Here is a 17,276-nt window from a genome sequence, read left to right on the forward strand (position 1 = left end):
GCGAAATCGCCGCTTCCCATGGGGAGCGGGTGACGGTTTCGCGCGAAATCGGCCCCGGCGTTCGCCAGGCTCTGGAGCCGGTCAGAGCCCCACGACGCGGTACAGCGAGCTGATCTCCTGCTGGTTCAACGGACGGATCGCGCCCGGCCGCTCCGTGGTCAACCGCACCTCGCCGATCTGGGTGCGCACCAGGCGCTGCACCGGCAGTCCGACGTGCTTGAGCAGCCGACGAACGATGTGCTTGCGGCCCTCGTGCAGCACGATCTCCACCAGCGCCCGGTTCTGGTTGACGTCGACCAGCTTGAACCGGTCCACCTTCACCGGCCCGTCGTCGAGCTCCACGCCCTTGCGCAGCCGCTGCCCGAGGTCCTTCGGGACCGGCCCCAGCACCTCGGCCAGGTAGGTCTTGCGCACCTGGTAGGACGGGTGCATCAGCCGGTTCGCCAGCTCGCCGTCGTTGGTGATCAGCAGCAGGCCCTCGGTGTCCTGGTCCAGCCGCCCCACGTGGAACAGCTTGCCCTCCCGTTCCCGCAGGTAGTCGCCGATGCACGGGCGCCCGTGGTCATCCGACATGGTGCACAGGATGCCGCTGGGCTTGTTCAGCAGCAGGTGCGTCAGATTCTCGTTGACCATCACCCGGTTGCCGTCCACGTGGATCACCGCGGTCGCCGGGTCGACCCGCCGCCCCAGTTCGGTGACCACCTCGCCGTCGACCTCGATCCGTCCCTCGACGATCATCTCCTCGGCCGCGCGCCGCGAGGCCACCCCGGCCTGGGACAACACCTTCTGCAGCCGCACGCCCTCCGAATCGGCGCTGTGCTGCGAAGCATTGGACGGGGAACGGTGCTCAGACGTCATCAATCGAATCCACTTCGGGCAACAAGGGGGCGAGCGGCGGCAGCTCCTTCAGCGACGACAGCCCCAGCCGCTCCAGGAACAGCTCGGTCGTGCAGTACAGGATGCCGCCCGTCTCCGGGTCGGTTCCGGCCTCTTCGATAAGGCCGCGCCCTACCAGGGTACGGATGACGCCATCGACGTTCACACCGCGTACCGCCGCGACCCGCGAGCGGGTCACCGGCTGCCGGTAGGAGATCACCGCGAGCGTCTCCAACGCGGCGCGGGTCAGCTTGGTGCGCTGGCCGTCCAGCAGGTAGCGCTCCACGTACGGCGCGTACTTCTCCCGCGTGTAGAACCGCCAGCCGTCGCCGACCCGGCGCAGGTCCACCCCTCGCTCCGCGTCGGCGTAACCGTCGGAAAGCCGCCGCAGCGCCTGTTGGATCCGGGCCACCGGCTGCTCCAGGGTGTCGGCCAGCAGTTCCTCTCCCGCAGGCACGTCCACCACCAGCAGCAACGCCTCCAACGCCGCATCGAGCGCCACGTCGGAGGTCAGATCGGGCGCTACCGGAGTCACCACCGCATCGGACTCACCCGACGGCTCCGACGACTCGGCAGCGACCGCCGACTCCTCCGACGGCTCGGCAACCCCGGTTTCCACCGTCGGCTCCATGTCGCTCATCCGTACTCCTCGTCGTCCTGGCTGGCGCGCTGCGCCTCGGCATCCGCCTGCGCCTGCGCCACGCTGCCGCCAACCCAGCGCACCAGCAGCTCACCGAGCGGGTTCTCCTGCTCGAAGTGCAGGACCCTCTCCCGGTAGAGCTCCAACAGCGCCAGGAACCGCGCCACCACCTCGACCGTGTGGCCGCAGTCCGACACCAGCTCCGGGAAGGTGGCGCTGCCCTTCGCCGCCAACCGCACCCGCAGCAGCGCCGCGTGCTCGCGAACCGACACGCCGTGCTGGTGGATGTGGTCCAGCGAAACCGTCGGCGGCGGCTTGGGCCGGAACACCGCGGCCGCGATCTCGGCGAACCGCTGCGGATCGACCCCGATCACCACTTCCGGCAACAGGTTCTCGAACCGCTCTTCCACCGCCACCGACCGCGGATAACGCCGCAGCGCACCGGCTTCCAGCTCGCCGAACAACGCGGCCACCTGCTTGTACGCGCGGTACTGCAGCAGCCGCGCGAACAGCAGGTCGCGGGCTTCCAGCAGCGCCAGGTCGGCTTCGTCCTCCACCTCCGCGGCCGGGAGCAGCCGAGCCGCCTTGAGGTCCAGCAGGGTCGCGGCCACCACCAGGAATTCGGTGGTCTCGTTGAGGTCCCACTGCTCGCCGAGCGCCCTGGTGTAGGCGATGAACTCGTCGGTGACCTTGTGCAACGCCACCTCGGTGACGTCCAGCTGGTGCTGCGAAATCAGTTGCAGCAGCAGGTCGAAGGGGCCTTCGAAATTCTCCAGCCGCACCGTGAATCCGCCGGTGGAGCCGGAATCCTCGCTCGACTGCTCCTCCGGAACAGCGGGAACTGTCACTCGCCGGGCTCCCGCAGGCGCCGCACCAGCACCGATTCCGCACCGTTTTCGTCGAGGTCGGCGAGCACCACCGCAATCGCTTCGCGCACCATCCGGCCCCGGTCCACGGCGATGCCGTGATCGGCCCGCAATGCCAGCCGCGCCTGCTCCAAGCCCAGCAACTCCTCGTCGGACACGTACACGGTGATCTTCGAATCGTGCCTGCGCCGCCCCGATCCGGACCGCCCCGCCCCGGACTGAGCCGCGGTCTCGGCCGACGCCCGCTCCGGTGGATCGGCGTGATCCGTCCGAGGAACAGTAGTACGGAACAGTTCGGCCGCTCCGGGCAGGGCGACCCGACGCGTCATCGGGCGATCACCTCGCGTGCCAACGCCCGGTAGGCCTGGGCACCCGCCGAGCGCGGCGCCCATCGGGTGATCGGTTCACCGGCGACCGTGGTCTCCGGGAACCGCACCGTGCGGTTGATCACCGCGTCGAAGACGACATCGCCGAAGGCCTCCACCACGCGCGCCATCACCTCGCGGGAATGCAGCGTGCGCGGATCGAACATGGTCGCCAGGATGCCGTTGATCTCCAGCTTCGGGTTCAGCCGCTCCCGCACCTTCTCGATGGTGTCGATCAGCAGCGCCACCCCGCGGAGGCTGAAGAACTCGCACTCCAACGGGATTATCACACCGTCCGCGGCGGCCAACGCGTTCACCGTCAGCAGGCCGAGCGACGGCTGGCAGTCCACCAGCACGTAGTCGTACTCGGCCAGCGCTGGTTGCAGCACCCGGTGCAGCGTCTGCTCCCGGCCCACTTCGGCGACCAACTGCACCTCGGCCGCGGACAGGTCGATGTTGCTGGGCAGCAGGTCCATGCCCTCAACGCTGGTCCGCCGCACCACGTCCTGGACGACGACCGGACGTTCCATGATCACGTTGTAGATGGTCTGGTCGAGCTGGTGCGGCTGAACTCCGAGGCCGACCGAAAGCGCGCCCTGCGGATCGAAATCCACCAGCAGCACCCGGCGTCCGTACTCCGCCAGCGCTGCGCCGAGGTTGATCGTCGACGTGGTCTTCCCTACGCCGCCCTTCTGGTTGCACATCGCGAGCACCGAAGCGGGACCGTGCCGGTCCAGCAACGGCGGCTCCGGGATGTGCCGACGTGGCCGGCCAGTGGGACCGAGACCGCGGGAATCTGTCGTCAGGTCGACGTCTTCCTCGCGGCCCGTCGTCTCCGGGGCGATGCTCAGGTCGACCGCGCCCCGGGGCCGCCCTGCGGCGGAGGGCTGCGGCAGCGACATGGCGATCTGACTCCTTCAAGGTGCCGGTGGCGATCAAACGCAGCCTAAGTGGCATCCATTACCAGCGGCAACGCGCCTCGCCGGGGTGTCGGAAATGCGTGCAGGTTCCGTGTGATCTGATGTGTGATCAACGTCTACCGTGGGCGCCGCTCGCGCGCACCCGCAGCGCGGCCAACTCACTCTGAAGCATGGGCGCGCGGGTGGGCCATCGCGTAGACCTCCCGCAGCGTGTTCACCGTGACCAGCGTGTAAACCTGCGTGGTCGTGACCGAGGCATGGCCCAGCAGTTCCTGCACCGCACGGACATCGGCGCCGCCTTCCATCAGGTGCGTGGCGAAGGAATGCCGCAGCACGTGCGGGGACACCGAGCCGCCGATTCCGGCGCGCCGCGCGGCGGTCTTCAACGCGTTCCACGCGCTCTGCCGGGAAAGCCGGGTGCCGCGCGAGTTCAGGAACACCGCGGCGCTGCCGCGCCCCCGCGCCGCCAGGCCGGGCCGGGCCTGGACCAGGTAGGCGTCCAACACCCGCAGGGCCGGTCGGCCGATGGGAACCAGCCGTTGGCGGCCGCCCTTGCCGTCGAGCAGCACGGTGCGTCCGGTGCCGTCGACGTCGTCGACGTCCAGGCCGACCGCCTCGGAAATCCGCGCCCCGGTCGAGTACAGCAGCTCCAGCAGGGCTCGATCTCGCATGCCCCGGGCGTCATCACCACCGGCATGGTCGAGCAGTTTCCCGACGTCGTCGACGGAAAGCGCCTTCGGGAGGCGTTTCGGCAAGCTCGGTGGCGCGACCTCGCGCGCCACGTCTACCGCCAGCAGCCCTTCGGCGTGCGCGAACCGGTGCAGGCCGCGGGCTGCCACCAACGCTCGCGCCGCCGACGACGGCGCGAGCGCGGGCCGCTCTTCGGTGCCTTCCCGCAGCTCGGCCAGGAATCCGGACAGGTGCGCCGAACCCACCTCGGTGAGTCCGGAAAGGCCTGCTCCGACCAGGAATTCGGCGTATCGCCGCAGGTCCCTGGCGTAGGAGTCGAGGGTGCTGCCAGCGCTGCCGCGCTCGACGGCGAGGTGATCTAGGTATCCGGTGATCGCCCCGCGCAGTTCCGGTGGCAGGTGCTCGAAGCCCCTCACCGCGCTGCGAAGCGCCGGGGCCGGTCGAGCCACTCGGCGTCCGCTGGTCGCGACCGAGCGCGGCCGTCGCGGACCGCCCGGGCGGCGAGCAGCCCGGCCACCGCCGGACCGTTGACGATTTCCCCGGCCAGGGCCATCCGCACCGCCTCGGCCAGCGGGAACCGCCGGATCACCAGATCCGCCTCCTCGTCGCCGACCGCCGCCGGACGGTCCACATCGGACAGTCCGGTGCCCAGGAAGACCCGCACGCTCTCGTCGGTGAAACCCGGCGAGCTCGCGACGTCGACCAGCACCGACCAGTCCCGGGCCGCGATCCCGGCCTCCTCGACGAGCTCCCGCTGCGCCGTGCGCACCGGGTCCTCTCCAGCTACATCGAGCAGCCCGGCTGGCAGCTCCCAAAGCCGCCGACCGATCGGATACCGGTACTGGTGGATGAGCACGACCTCCTCGTGCTCATCCAACGCCACCACCGCGACCGCGCCGAGGTGCTCGACGACCTCGCGGCGGGCCTGCCCGCCACCGGGCATCCCGACCTCGTCGGCCCGCAACGCGAGGATCTTGCCGACGTACACGTCAGCGCTGGTCAGGGTGGTGAACTCGTGCTCGCCGTTGGTGCGCGCAACACCGTTGTCCGTCGTGTCCACGCCACCCACCCTAGAGCCAGCGGGGATCAGATACTCGGTGCCGGTTCTTGGATCGGTTCCAACTCGACGGGCAGGCGTTCTGCCGCTCGGTAGTCCAGTGCCGCCTTGACGAATGCCGCGAACAGCGGGTGCGGGCGGGTCGGACGGCTCTTGAGCTCCGGGTGCGCCTGGGTGCCGACGAAGAACGGATGCTCCTCGCGCGGTAGTTCGACGAACTCCACCAGCCGGTCGTCCGGCGAAGTCCCGGAGAACAGCAGGCCGGCCTTGCTCAACTGGTCCCGGTAGGCGTTGTTCACCTCGTAGCGGTGCCGATGCCGCTCCGCCACCTCGGTCGCCCCGTAGGCCTCGGCGACGATCGAGTCCACCTGCAGCTTCGCCGGGTACGAGCCCAGCCGCATGGTGCCGCCCATGTCCCGGTCGCCCGCGATCACGTCGTGCTGATCGGCCATCGTGCTGATCACCGGGTGCTGGCAGGGCTCCTCGAACTCGGTGGAGTTGGCCCGGTCCAGCCCGGCGAGCGCCCGCGCCGTCTCGATCACCATGCACTGCAGGCCGAGGCACAGCCCGAGCGTCGGGATGCCGTGCGTGCGGGCGTAGCGGATGGCGCCCAGCTTGCCTTCGATGCCGCGCACCCCGAAACCGCCCGGGATCAGCACACCGTCCATTCCGGACAGTGCCTGCGCGGCGCCAGTCTCGGTTTCGCAGGTGTCCGAACCGACCCAGGAGATCTCCACCTTCGCCCGGTGCGCGAACCCACCGGCCCGCAGCGCCTCGGTGACCGACAGGTAGGCGTCCGGCAGGTCGACGTACTTGCCGACCAGCGCGATCCGCACCCGCTCCGAGGGGTTGTGCACCCGGTCCAGCAGATCGCCCCACACCGACCAGTCGACGTCGCGGAACGGCAACCCGAGCCGCCGCACCAGGTAGGCGTCCAGGCCTTCGGCGTGCAGCACCCGCGGGATGTCGTAGATCGACGGCGCGTCCGGGCAGGCCACCACGCCGTCCACGTCGACGTCGCACATCAGCGCGATCTTGCGCTTGAGGTCCTCGGGCAGGTCGCGGTCGGCCCGGCACACCAGCGCATCGGGCTGGATACCGATGTTGCGCAGCGCCGCGACCGAATGCTGCGTCGGCTTGGTCTTCAACTCACCGGACGGCGCCAGGAACGGCACCAGCGACACGTGCAGGAAGAAGCAGTTGTCCCGACCCACGTCGTGGCGGACCTGCCGACAGGCCTCCAGGAACGGCAGCGACTCGATGTCGCCGACCGTGCCGCCGACTTCGGTGATCACCACATCCGGCGTACGACCGTCCTCGTCCGGCTCGGCCATCGCCCGGATCCGGGCCTTGATCTGGTCGGTGATGTGCGGGATGACCTGCACGGTGTCGCCCAGGTATTCGCCGCGTCGCTCCTTGGCGATGACCGTCGAGTACACCTGGCCGGTGGTCACGTTGGCGTTGCGGGTCAGGTCCCGGTCCAGGAACCGCTCGTAGTGCCCGATGTCGAGATCGGTCTCCGCGCCGTCGTCGGTCACGAACACCTCACCGTGCTGGAACGGGTTCATCGTTCCTGGATCGACGTTCAGGTAGGGGTCGAGCTTCTGCATGGTCACCCGCAATCCGCGGGAAGTCAGCAATTCGCCCAGGCTGGACGCCGTGAGCCCCTTACCCAACGAGGAGGCCACGCCCCCCGTGACGAACACGTGCTTGATCGTGCGTGCTTGCGGCACCAACAAAAGCTCCCCGTGGTCAAGCCGTCGCCTGGCTGGATGTCTGCGCTGGCAGGACGGCTGCATCCGTCGCTCCCACGGAATTCCAGCCTAACGCACGACGGTCCGGATGCGCACCGAGACCCGCCGCTGCCAGGCGGCGTGGTGAGCATCGACACGGGTCCCACCAGCACCACCCGGCTCCGCGCGGCTCAACGTTCGCGAATCGGGCGGCACCGTCCGCGAAAACCAGCCGTGGATCTCGCCTAGCCGCGAGTGTCCGGCACCGGGCCTTGAGCGCTGCTGGCGACGCCGTAGTGCCCGGACTGCCGATCGGCCTGCTCGCGCACCGCGAGGACCACCGCGACCCGCCCCGCACCACTCCCCATGTTGTCCACAGTGGACAATATCGAGGCGATCGCCGGATCCGCCCGGGCCACCCCGACGGCGCCGGTCCCATCGGCCGAACCGGCGTCACCGGCGAGCACCGCGCCCTGACCGGCGCGGTCGATCTGGGTCGCGAACCGGGCCAGCGTCGCGGCCTGGTCCCCCGCACCGTCACCATCGATGCGGCCACCGGTCAGCACCACCGCGAGCTGCGCTGGCCGCAAGCCCGGCGAGGCGGTCGCGAAGCCGCCGTCGGCGAGCCCGGCGAACGCCGCCGCGCGCTCCTGGTCACCGGTCTGCGGTTGACCGCTCTGCGGATTCAGCAGGGTCAACGGCCCGATCAGACCCCCGGCCAGGGTGCCCGGATCCGCTGCGGTGGGCAGTTGCACACCGGCGGGCAGCAGTTCGGTGACGACCAGCCGCAGCTGGTCCGCCCGATCCGGGTCGGTGAACGCGTGGCCCAAGTGCACCTCACCGGTCACATCCGCCCCAGCGGTGCGCAGCAGTTGCGCCACCGCGTCGCGCTGCTGGTCCGAGGTGTCCGCCGAAGTGATCAGCACGACGCTGCGCTGCGCCAACTGATCTTGCACGGCCATCGGCCCGACCGTCGAATCGAACCGATCAGCCGCGGCGACCTGCGCCCGCAGTGCCGTTCGCTCGGAGTTGAGGGCGTTGACCTGATCCTGCAACGACTGCCGCTGGTCGCCCAAACCGGCCAGCAGCCGGTCGCTGACCGAACTGGAGCCCATGACCACGCCCACGGCCAGCGCCAGGAAGACCGCGGCGATCGACACGATGTGGTACCGCAACGAGATCACGTGAAAAGCCCCTTGAAATATGCGGACACGGAGTCGCCGGTGTCGGCGAGCACAGCGAGGAATGCGGTGCCCAGCCCGGAAACCGCCAGCGCCACGACCACCACCAGCAGCACCGAAGCGGCGAGCAGCGCGATGGCCCCGGTGGGCGTGCGGCTGCGCTGCAAGGTGGCCACCGCCGGACCGTCGATGACCTTGCTGCCCAACCGCAGCCGGGTGAGGAACGTCGACGGGTTCGATCCGGAGCGGCCGCGGTCGAGGAATTCCCCCAGCGTCGCCTGGAAACCGACGGTGATCACCAGGCTCGCCTGGTTCGCGTCGGCGAGCAGCAGCGCGAGGTCCTCCGGATTGCCGGACGCCGGGAAGGTCACCGCGCCGATGCCGAGGTCCTGGATGCGTTCCAGGCCGGGCGCGTGCCCGTCCAGGTGGGCGGGGATCACCAGTTCCGCACCGCACTTCAGCGTGTCGGTCTTGATGACGTCCGGGTCACCGACGATGACGTCCGGCTTGTACCCGGCCTTGACCAGCGCGTCGGCACCGGCCTCGACCCCGATCAGCACCGGCCGGTACTCCCGGATGTACTTCTTCAACCGCAGCAGGTCGTCGGCGTGCCCGTAGCCAGGCGAGAGCACCAGCACCTGCCGGTCCGTCATCGGCACTGTCAGGTCGGGCACGCCGATGCCGTCGAGGATGAGCGTCCGCTCCTTGCGCAGGAACTCGATCGTGTTCGCCGAGAACGCCTCCAACTGGGCCGCCATGCCCGCCTTGGCCTCGATGAGCAGGTCGGCGACCGAGTTGGCGTCCTGCGCGGTCCCGCGCCCGACTTCCCGGTCCCCGGCGAACACCCCGCCGTCGTGCAGCCGGATCTTCGAGCCGTCCTTGACCCGGTGCGCCACCTCCGGACCCACCCCGTCGATCAGCACCACGCCCGCCGACAGCAACACCTCGGGGCCGAGGTTCGGATAGCGACCGGAAATCGAGGGCGCGGCGTTGACCACTCCGACCACCCCTGCCGCGACCAGCGCCTCGGCCGTGCACCGGTCCAGGTCCGCGTGATCTATCACCGCGATGTCGCCGGAGCGGACGCGGCGCAGCACCCCACCCGAACGCCGCTCGACCCTGGCGACCCCGACGACACCAGGCAGGTTTTCCTGCTGACGGGCAAGCAGACCGCTGAGTTTCATGCGCCGATAGTGACAAATCGACTACACGTTGTTGGTCCGCCACGCCGATGTTGTTGAACCACCAGCAGCAATTCCGATCGGCCGAACGGCCTACCGCCCGCCGTGCTACGCCTTCCCGCGCCGCCGGAACCGCGTCTGGGTCAGCTTGTACGCCGTCGCGGTGTTGAGCAGTTCCTCCGCGTGGGCGCGGCCGGTCTCCGTCGAATCGAGCCCGGCCAACATCCGCGCCAGTTCGACCACCCGCCGTTCGTCGGCGACCACCCGCACATCACTGCGGGTCAGCCCGCCGTCGGCGGCGCCCTTGTCCACCACCAGGTGGCGATCGGCATATGCGGCGACCTGCGGGAGGTGCGTGACGACCACGACCTGGTGGGTGCGAGCCAGCCGGGCCAGCCGCCGCCCGATCTCCACCGCGGCCCGACCACCGACCCCGGCGTCGACCTCGTCGAACACCAGCGTGGGCACCGTGTCAGCATCGGCGAGCACGACCTCCAACGCCAGCATCACCCTGGACAGCTCGCCGCCCGAGGCGCCTTTGTGGATCGGCAGCGCTGGGGCGCCGGAATGCGCGATGAGCTGCAGTTCGACCTCGTCCACGCCATCCGGTCCGGCATGCAGGGTCCGGCCGCGCACCGACAACGCGGACGGGTCGCTGGCATCGGTTTCCTTCGCCTGGACGACGACTTCGAGCCGGGCCTGCGGCATCGCCAACCCGTCCAGCTCCTCCGACACCGCCGAGGCGAGCCGGACCGCGGCCTCTTCCCGGGCCGCGGACACCACGGCCGCGCGTTCGGCGAGTTCCACCCCGAGTTCGTCGCGCCGCGCGGCCAAAGCCGCCAGCGCCTCTTCCGAAGTGTCCATTCCGGACAGTCGGGTGCGCGCGTCGTCGGCCCAGGCCAGCACGCCGTCGACGTCCGCGGCGTACTTCTTCGTCAACTGCTTGAGTTCGACCTGCCGGGCCAACACCTGCTCCAGCCGGGCCGGGTCGGCGTCCAACCGGTCCAGGTACCCGCCGAGCTCACCGCCCACGTCGGCCAACACCGCGACGGCCTCCGCCACCCGCGGCTCCAACTCCCGCAGCACCGGGTCCTCGGCAGCCGCGAGGCGCCGCCGGGCCTCCCCGATCAGGCCGATCGCGCCCGGCGAGTCGGTCTCGCCGTCAACCGCCCCGGTAAGCGCCAATTGGGCACCAGTCGCGATCTCCCTGAGCTGGTCGACGTCCGCGAGCCGACGGGCCTCGTCGACCAGTGCGACGTCCTCGCCTGGTTCGGGTGCGACCGCCTCGATCTCGGACACGCCGTGCCGGAGCAGCTCAGCTTCCCTGGCCAGCTCTCGCGAGCGCTCGGTTCGTTCGGTGAGTTCCCGGACCGCATCCGCCCACTCCGCGCGAACCCGCTGGTAGTCGGCCAGCGCGTGCAGCACCGGTTCCCCGGCGAAGCGGTCCAGCACCGCGCGCTGCTCGCCCGGCCGCAACAACCGGAGCTGATCGTTCTGGCCGTGCACCGCCAACACCTGCTCGGCCAGTTCGGCCAGCACCCCGTTCGGCACCGAGCGGCCTCCGAGATGCGCTCGCGAACGCCCGTCGGCGGTCACGGTCCGCACCGCGATCAGACTTCCGTCGTCGTCCGGTTCGGCCCCGGCATCGGCGGCGACCTTGGCCGCCGGTGAGTCGATCGTGGTCTGGAACCGGCCTTCCACGACGGCACGCTGCGCACCAGAGCGGACCCGGGAGGCATCAGCTCGACCACCACCGAGCAGGTGCAGCCCGGTGACCACCATCGTCTTCCCGGCGCCGGTCTCACCGGTGACCACGGTCAAGCCCGCGTGCAGTGCGAGCGTGGCGTCGTCGATGACGCCCAGTCCCTGGATGCGCATCTCGGCCAACACATCAAGCACCCTAGCGGCACAACCCGACTAGCGGAGCCCCGCTGGGGTGATCAGCACAGCCTTGAAATCTGCGGCTGGTCCGCCGCGGGTAGTCCGCGGGCAGCGAAATCGCCCCACCCGCGAACCCTGGATGGTCAGATGCTGGCGGGGCCGCGCCAGCCTTGCACCGGCAGCTCGAACTTGCGCACCAGGCGATCGGTGAACACCGTGTCGTGCAGCCGGACCAGGTGCAGCGGAGTGTCTCCGGCGGTCACCTCGACCCGCGCGCCCGGCGGCAGGTCGAACTGCCGTTGCCCGTCGCAGCACAGCACCGCGTGGTGGCCGTGCTGGTCGATCTCCAGGGCGACCAGCGACTCCCGCGACACCACCAGCGGGCGGGCGAACAGCGCGTGCGCGTTGCTCGGCACGACCAGCAATGCCTGCACCTCCGGCCACACCACCGGGCCACCGGCGGAGAACGCGTAGGCGGTGGAACCGGTCGGGGTCGAGCAAAGCACGCCGTCGCAGCCGAACGCCGAAACCGGATGGCCGTCGACCTCCACGACCACGTCGAGAATCCGCTCCCGGCTGCTCTTCTCGACGCTGGCTTCGTTTAGCGCCCAGGTGCGGGCCAGCACCTCGCCATCGAGCTTCATGGCGATCTCGATCGTCATCCGCTCCTCGACGTGGTATCGCGACTCGACGACCGCCGCCACCGCCTCGTCGAGCGCATCGGAATCGGCCCCGGCCAGGAAACCCACCCGACCGAGGTTCACACCGAAGACCGGGACGTCCGCCAGCCGCGCGAGCTCCGCTGCGCGCAACAACGTTCCATCGCCGCCGAGGACCAGGACGAGTTCGGTACCGGCCGCGGCCTGCGGGCCGGGCGCCACCGCCTGGATGTAGCAGTCCGGGCTGAGTTCCGGCGCCTCCCCGGCGAGCACCCGCACGCGCAGGCCCGCGCCGATGAGCTGCGCGGCGACCTTCTCAGCGGTGCGCAGGTTGTGCTGCCTGCCGGTGTGCACCACCAGCAGCACCTCTCGGGTCAACTCCTACTCCTTCAACGTTTCCCAAACGGCGTCAGCCATTTGCGGTGTGCGGACCGAACCAGCGCCGCCGCAGCGGTGCCTTGGACACCGCTGCAATCCACTTTAGAGATTGTGCGGGTTGGTTCGCGTGGCGGTGCGGGTAGCGGAACCTCAGCGGCCTTCTCGTCTCCGCCGATCCCCGACATCATGTATGTCCGCTTCACCGATGCGCGGTTTTGACCGCAGTCTGCGGCCCCTGCCGAACCGCGGCCAACACCAGTTCCTCCGCCGCCACATCGATGTCCGCGCCCGGACGCAGCCAGACGAAGTACTCGACGTTGCCGGACGGGCCGGGCAGCGGACTGGCCACGACACCGCGCAGTCCCAACCCCTGCTCGGCGGCGAACCGCACGACCTCCAACACCGCTTCGGCCCGCAGCTGCGGATCGCGCACCACGCCACCCGAGCCTAACCGCTGTTTGCCCACCTCGAACTGCGGCTTGATCATCGGCACCAGATCGGCGTCCGCGGTGGCGCAGGCGACCAGCGCGGGCAGCACGAGCTTCAGCGAAATGAACGACAGGTCGGCCACGACCAGATCCACCTGCCCACCGATGTCCTCCGGGGTCAGCGACCGCACGTTAGTCCGATCGTGGATCTTGACCCGGTCATCGGTCTGCAGCTTCCAGTCGAGCTGGCCGTACCCGACGTCGACGGCCACCACCTCGCGCGCGCCGCGCCGCAGCAGCACGTCGGTGAAACCGCCGGTCGACGCCCCGGCGTCGAGGCAGCGCCGGTCGGCCACGGACAGCCCCTCCGGCTCGAACGCCTCCAACGCGCCCACCAGCTTGTAGGCGCCGCGCGATGCCCAAGCCGGGTCGTCGACGTCTTCGGCGACCACCAGCGGTGCATCGATCTCGACCGCGGTGGCCGACTTGTGGGCCACCATGCCGCGCACGCTCACCCGGCCCGCGGCGACCAGCTCGGTGGCGTGTTCCCGAGACCGGGCGAGGCCACGACGAACCAGTTCGGCATCCAACCGCGACTTGCGAGGCACTCCCGTCAACTCCTGTGCGCGCTCGTTGCGGACAGCAGGTTGTCGGCCTTCGAAAGCGCTTCGGTGAGCGCGGCGTGCACCACCTCGAACCGTTCGACGTGCTCGGCGACGGGCAGTTCCCGCACCCCGTCGAGTTCGGCGACGGCCGCTGCGATGGCGTCGACCGCCGCTTGGCCGTCATCGGCCGGGCGCGCCAGCATCGCGGGATTCGCCGCCTGTTGCCACGGAGAGGTCATCCGCTCCTGCTCCCCTCGATCACGCCGCGACCGCTGTGCGGCGACACGTCCACGCTAGCCGAACGCCAGGACAGCACCACCACGACATGCGTCGGTCAGAGCAGCCCCAGCTGCCGCAGCGCCGCTCGCGCTGGCTCGTCCGCACCGCGCACCGCGACCGCTCCCGACCCGGCAGACCACCGAGCAGCGCACAGCGCGCGAAGGGCGGAGAGCGCATCGCCCGGTTGTTCCCCGGTCTGCACGGACAGTTCCACCGAGCCGGTGTCGACTCGAACCTGCCACTCGGACTGCGCACCGACCGCGACCTGAGCTGGCGGCTCGTGCAGCCCCCGCAGATCAGCGGCGACGTAGTCGGGCCGCCGGTCGGCGGACGCTTCGAGCAGTTCCCGAGGCGTGCTGACTCCGGTGAGCACCATCAGCGACGGCATTTCGGCTTTCACCGCACCAGCGATGTCGGTGTCCAGCCGGTCGCCGACCATCAGCGGAGCAGCGGCTCCTGCGGAGGCGACCGCCCGGTCCAGCAGCGGACGCTCCGGTTTGCCCGCCACCAGCGGGTCCTGGTCGGTGGCGGCTCGCAACGCCTCGACCAGTGCGCCGTTTCCGGGCACCTCACCGCGCTCGGTCGGCAGGGTGCGGTCGCCGTTGCACGCCACCCACAGCGCACCGGAGCGAATCGCCAGGCAAGCCTCGGTGAGGTCGCGGTAGGTGGTCTCGGTGGAAATCCCCTGCACCACGGCGGCCGGGTCGGCGGCGAAGTCCCGAACCGGCACCAGCCCCACCTTGTCCACTTCGGACTCCAGCGCGGTGGTGCCGACCACCAGCACCTTCGACCCAGCGGGCAGCTTCTCGGCCAGCACTGCGGCACCGGCCTGGGCACTGGTGCTGACCTCGGTCGGCTCCGCGTGCAGCCCGAGACCGATCAGGTGGTCGGCGACCGCCTGATCCGGTTTCGAGGCGTTGTTGGTGACGTACCGGACGGGGATGTCCAGCCGGTGAACCTCCCGGATCGCCTCCAGCGCGCCGGGGACGAGTTCACCACCTCGGAACACCGTGCCGTCGAGGTCGAACAGCACGACATCGTGACCGTCGAGAAGCGTGCCGCTCACTGCGTCCGCGCTCCTCCTGCGCCGCCGTTCTCAGACTCGTCGGTGTCGGCGGTCTTCGCGGTGGCCGTGGGTTCTTCTGGCTCTGCGGCGGCTTCCTCCGGCACGGCCGCTGCTTCGGCTTCGGGCGCTGCGCTGTCGTCCGCCACATCGTCCTCAGCGGGTTCGTCGTCGCCCAGCTCGTCGTCTGCCGTGTCGCGCTCGTCGTCGAAGTCGTCATCGATCTCGGCAGCCTCGTCGTCGAACTCGTCGTCGACCTCTGCGGCGGCTTCGGCTTCGGCTTCGGTGACCAGTTCCTCCACCACGTCCGGGCCGCCCAACTGCTCGGCCAGCTCTTCGAGGCGCTCGGCGGCGTCCGTCTCGTCCTCGTCATCGGCGTGCGCGGCGTGCACGAACCAGGTGAAGGCGTCTCGCTCCCGTCCGGCAGCCAGCAGGTTGTCGGCGTAGGCGTAGAAGAGGCGTGCGCTCCACGGCTCCTGGCGCCGCGGGTCGAGCTCCGGAATCTGCAGGCTCACCACCGAGGCGTCGACCTCGCCGAGATCCCGGCGGGCACCCGCGGCGACGATGCGCAGCTCCACCGCGTCCTCCTGGTCGAGCTGGCTGGCCTCCTCGCTGCGGCTGAGCTCCACCGCGCGTTCCGGCCGTCCCATCGCGCGCTCGCAATCGGCCATGATCGCCAAGTGGCCCGGCCCGCCAGCCATGCGCCGAACGGCCCGCAATTCGCCGAGCGCCTCGTTCCACTCGCCCGTCAGGTACGCGGCGAGGCCGTTGGCTTCCCGGATCGAAGGAATGCGGGGGGCACGCTGCCGCGCGTAGCGGGCGTGCGCCAAGGAGCGCTCCGGCTCCGTGTCGATCAGCTGACCGGCCGCGATCAGATGCAGCGCGACCTTGTCGGCCAGACCCTTGGGCAGCGTGAGCAGTTCGCGGCGGATCTCGATGTCCAACTCCGAGGGCTCCAGGCCTTCGGGCAGCTCGGGCTCGGGCACGCGCTTGGACTCCGCCTCGGTGGCCGCGCTGGCACGCGATTCCGCCTTCGGCGAATCCTGCCGGTTGTCTTCGCGATCTCGGCGGCCCCCGTCGCGGCGATCGTCCCGCCGGAAGTCGCGATCCCGGCGACCGCCCCGGTCCCGGTCGAACCGGTCGCCCCGTTGGCGGGGTCGGTCGTCCCGGCGCGGCCGGTCGTCACGGCCGCGGTCGTCCCGACGGGGTCGGTCATCGCGGCGCGGCCCGTCATCGCGGCGTGGCCGGTCATCGCGACCGCGGTCGTCCCGGCGGAAGTCGTCGCGACGGTCGTCACGAGGGCGGTCGTCACGAGGGCGGTCGTCTCGGCGCCGATCCTCGAAACGCGGCCTGCCCTGGCGGTTGTCGCTACGCCCGTAGCCGCCGCGCCGATCGTCCCGGAAGCCACCCCGGCCCCGATCGTCCCGGCCGCGGTCCCCAGGGCCCCGGTCGTCGCGGCGGAAATCGCCCCGCTCCCGGTCATCACGACGGAAATCATCGCGGCGTGGCCGGTCATCACGCCGGAAATCACGACGCCCACGATCATCCCGGCCACGATCGTCACGGCGGAAGTCGTCCCGGCGCGGCCGGTCATCGCGGCGGAAATCGCCGCGTGCCCGGTCATCGCGCCGGTCGTCGCGCCTGCGGTCGTCGCGACGGAAGCCACCGCGGTCTTCGCGACGGTTGTCGAAGTCACGACCTCGGCTGTCCTGCGAGTCGAACCGGCGGGGCCGATCGTCGCGGTTGTTGTCCCGGCGATCATCGCGGCGATATCCGCCACGGTCGTCCCGGTGGCCGCCGGTGCGCCGGTCCTGGTCGCCTTGTCCGCGGAACCGGTCGCGACCGCCGAAGTTGTCGCGGCCACCCCGATCCTCCCGGACCGGACGGTCGTCGCGGTTGTTGCGACCATCGCGGCTGTTGCGGTCGTCGCGATCATTGCGGTAGCCGCCGCGGTTGTCGCGGTCGCCGAACCGGCGCGCGCCACCGCTACCGCCACCGCCATCGCGGTCACGGCGAGGACCGCCGTGGGAACCGCGGCGATCGAAGTTTCCACGGCCGCCTTGGCCGCCTCGGCCGGTACCGGCCCCACGGCGGGGACCGCCGCGCCTGTCATCGGAACCGGACACCGAACCTCCTGAAGCAGAAAATACAAATACTGAAGCCCCCCAAGAGTAGTCCCACCTGGATGCGGGGTGCGGCGGGTGGCACCTCTGATGTGAGCCGGGGCAACTCCTGTGGAACATGCGGTGTTCAGCGCATAGCGGTGCTGAACGCAAGAAGCCGACCGGAAATCCGTCCCGCGAGGACGGTTCCGGTCGGCTTCTATTGTGTTGTGTGTCGGTGGTGTCTTACTCTCCCACACCCTGTCGAGTGCAGTACCATCAGCGCTGGGGAACTTAGCTACCGGGTTCGGAATGGGACCGGGCGTACCCTCCCCGCCATCGCCACCGACAACCCCTCACACCCCCACCACC

Annotated in this window: 17 protein-coding genes and 1 rRNA gene; 1 reads left to right on the forward strand and 17 read right to left on the reverse strand. The window is 70.1% G+C overall.

Annotated elements, in window-relative coordinates; all coding sequences use genetic code 11:
* Positions 1 to 81 precede the first annotated feature (81 nt).
* From ACTWQN_RS36105 to ACTWQN_RS36180, 16 genes are all read right to left on the reverse strand, one after another.
* Positions 82 to 858, reverse strand: a complete 777-nt coding sequence (locus ACTWQN_RS36105) for a pseudouridine synthase (protein ID WP_443208166.1) — start codon at positions 856 to 858, stop codon at positions 82 to 84.
* Positions 848 to 1,516, reverse strand: a complete 669-nt coding sequence (gene scpB, locus ACTWQN_RS36110) for an SMC-Scp complex subunit ScpB (protein ID WP_443208167.1) — start codon at positions 1,514 to 1,516, stop codon at positions 848 to 850. Before scpB ends, ACTWQN_RS36105 begins: the two co-directional genes overlap by 11 nt.
* Complete coding sequence (locus tag ACTWQN_RS36115; protein WP_443208168.1) at positions 1,513 to 2,364, reverse strand: segregation and condensation protein A; 852 nt, start codon at positions 2,362 to 2,364, stop codon at positions 1,513 to 1,515. The genes scpB and ACTWQN_RS36115 overlap by 4 nt, the downstream gene beginning before the upstream one ends.
* Positions 2,361 to 2,711: a hypothetical protein gene (locus ACTWQN_RS36120; RefSeq protein WP_443208169.1), complete on the reverse strand. Its 351-nt coding sequence runs from the start codon at positions 2,709 to 2,711 to the stop codon at positions 2,361 to 2,363. The genes ACTWQN_RS36115 and ACTWQN_RS36120 overlap by 4 nt, the downstream gene beginning before the upstream one ends.
* Positions 2,708 to 3,649, reverse strand: a complete 942-nt coding sequence (locus ACTWQN_RS36125; RefSeq protein ID WP_443208170.1) for a ParA family protein — start codon at positions 3,647 to 3,649, stop codon at positions 2,708 to 2,710. The genes ACTWQN_RS36120 and ACTWQN_RS36125 overlap by 4 nt, the downstream gene beginning before the upstream one ends.
* Positions 3,650 to 3,825: 176 nt before the next feature.
* Positions 3,826 to 4,773: a site-specific tyrosine recombinase XerD gene (locus ACTWQN_RS36130; RefSeq protein WP_443208171.1), complete on the reverse strand. Its 948-nt coding sequence runs from the start codon at positions 4,771 to 4,773 to the stop codon at positions 3,826 to 3,828.
* Positions 4,770 to 5,426, reverse strand: a complete 657-nt coding sequence (locus ACTWQN_RS36135; protein ID WP_443208172.1) for an NUDIX domain-containing protein — start codon at positions 5,424 to 5,426, stop codon at positions 4,770 to 4,772. The genes ACTWQN_RS36130 and ACTWQN_RS36135 overlap by 4 nt, the downstream gene beginning before the upstream one ends.
* Before the next feature lie 17 nt (positions 5,427 to 5,443).
* On the reverse strand, positions 5,444 to 7,147 hold the full coding sequence (gene pyrG / locus ACTWQN_RS36140; protein ID WP_443208173.1) for a CTP synthase: 1,704 nt from the start codon (positions 7,145 to 7,147) through the stop codon (positions 5,444 to 5,446).
* Between the two features lie 245 nt (positions 7,148 to 7,392).
* Positions 7,393 to 8,331, reverse strand: coding sequence for a copper transporter (locus ACTWQN_RS36145; protein WP_443208174.1), 939 nt, complete (start codon positions 8,329 to 8,331; stop codon positions 7,393 to 7,395).
* Complete coding sequence (steA, locus tag ACTWQN_RS36150; RefSeq protein ID WP_443208175.1) at positions 8,328 to 9,512, reverse strand: putative cytokinetic ring protein SteA; 1,185 nt, start codon at positions 9,510 to 9,512, stop codon at positions 8,328 to 8,330. The genes ACTWQN_RS36145 and steA overlap by 4 nt, the downstream gene beginning before the upstream one ends.
* Before the next feature lie 105 nt (positions 9,513 to 9,617).
* A complete protein-coding gene (gene recN, locus ACTWQN_RS36155) occupies positions 9,618 to 11,399 on the reverse strand; it encodes a DNA repair protein RecN (RefSeq protein ID WP_443208176.1) in 1,782 nt (593 codons plus the stop codon).
* Positions 11,400 to 11,533: 134 nt separating this feature from the next.
* Positions 11,534 to 12,427: an NAD kinase gene (locus ACTWQN_RS36160; protein ID WP_443208177.1), complete on the reverse strand. Its 894-nt coding sequence runs from the start codon at positions 12,425 to 12,427 to the stop codon at positions 11,534 to 11,536.
* 199 nt (positions 12,428 to 12,626) lie between these two features.
* A complete protein-coding gene (locus ACTWQN_RS36165) occupies positions 12,627 to 13,463 on the reverse strand; it encodes a TlyA family RNA methyltransferase (RefSeq protein ID WP_443208178.1) in 837 nt (278 codons plus the stop codon).
* 5 nt (positions 13,464 to 13,468) lie between these two features.
* Positions 13,469 to 13,699 (reverse strand): hypothetical protein, encoded by a 231-nt coding sequence (locus ACTWQN_RS36170; RefSeq protein ID WP_443208179.1) that lies wholly within the window; start codon positions 13,697 to 13,699, stop codon positions 13,469 to 13,471.
* Positions 13,700 to 13,794: 95 nt separating this feature from the next.
* Positions 13,795 to 14,805 (reverse strand): HAD-IIA family hydrolase, encoded by a 1,011-nt coding sequence (locus ACTWQN_RS36175; RefSeq protein WP_443208180.1) that lies wholly within the window; start codon positions 14,803 to 14,805, stop codon positions 13,795 to 13,797.
* Positions 14,802 to 15,788: a hypothetical protein gene (locus ACTWQN_RS36180; protein ID WP_443208181.1), complete on the reverse strand. Its 987-nt coding sequence runs from the start codon at positions 15,786 to 15,788 to the stop codon at positions 14,802 to 14,804. The genes ACTWQN_RS36175 and ACTWQN_RS36180 overlap by 4 nt, the downstream gene beginning before the upstream one ends.
* A gap of 162 nt (positions 15,789 to 15,950) precedes the next feature.
* Between ACTWQN_RS36180 and ACTWQN_RS36185 the strand changes: the two genes are divergently transcribed.
* Positions 15,951 to 16,940: a hypothetical protein gene (locus ACTWQN_RS36185; RefSeq protein ID WP_443208182.1), complete on the forward strand. Its 990-nt coding sequence runs from the start codon at positions 15,951 to 15,953 to the stop codon at positions 16,938 to 16,940.
* Between the two features lie 197 nt (positions 16,941 to 17,137).
* On the opposite strand, the gene rrf is transcribed toward ACTWQN_RS36185, so the two are convergent.
* Positions 17,138 to 17,254, reverse strand: a 5S ribosomal RNA gene (rrf, locus tag ACTWQN_RS36190).
* Between the last annotated feature and the right edge of the window lie 22 nt (positions 17,255 to 17,276).

Origin of the sequence: Saccharopolyspora antiqui (genome assembly GCF_052246905.1) — a bacterium.
Lineage (GTDB): Bacteria > Actinomycetota > Actinomycetes > Mycobacteriales > Pseudonocardiaceae > Saccharopolyspora.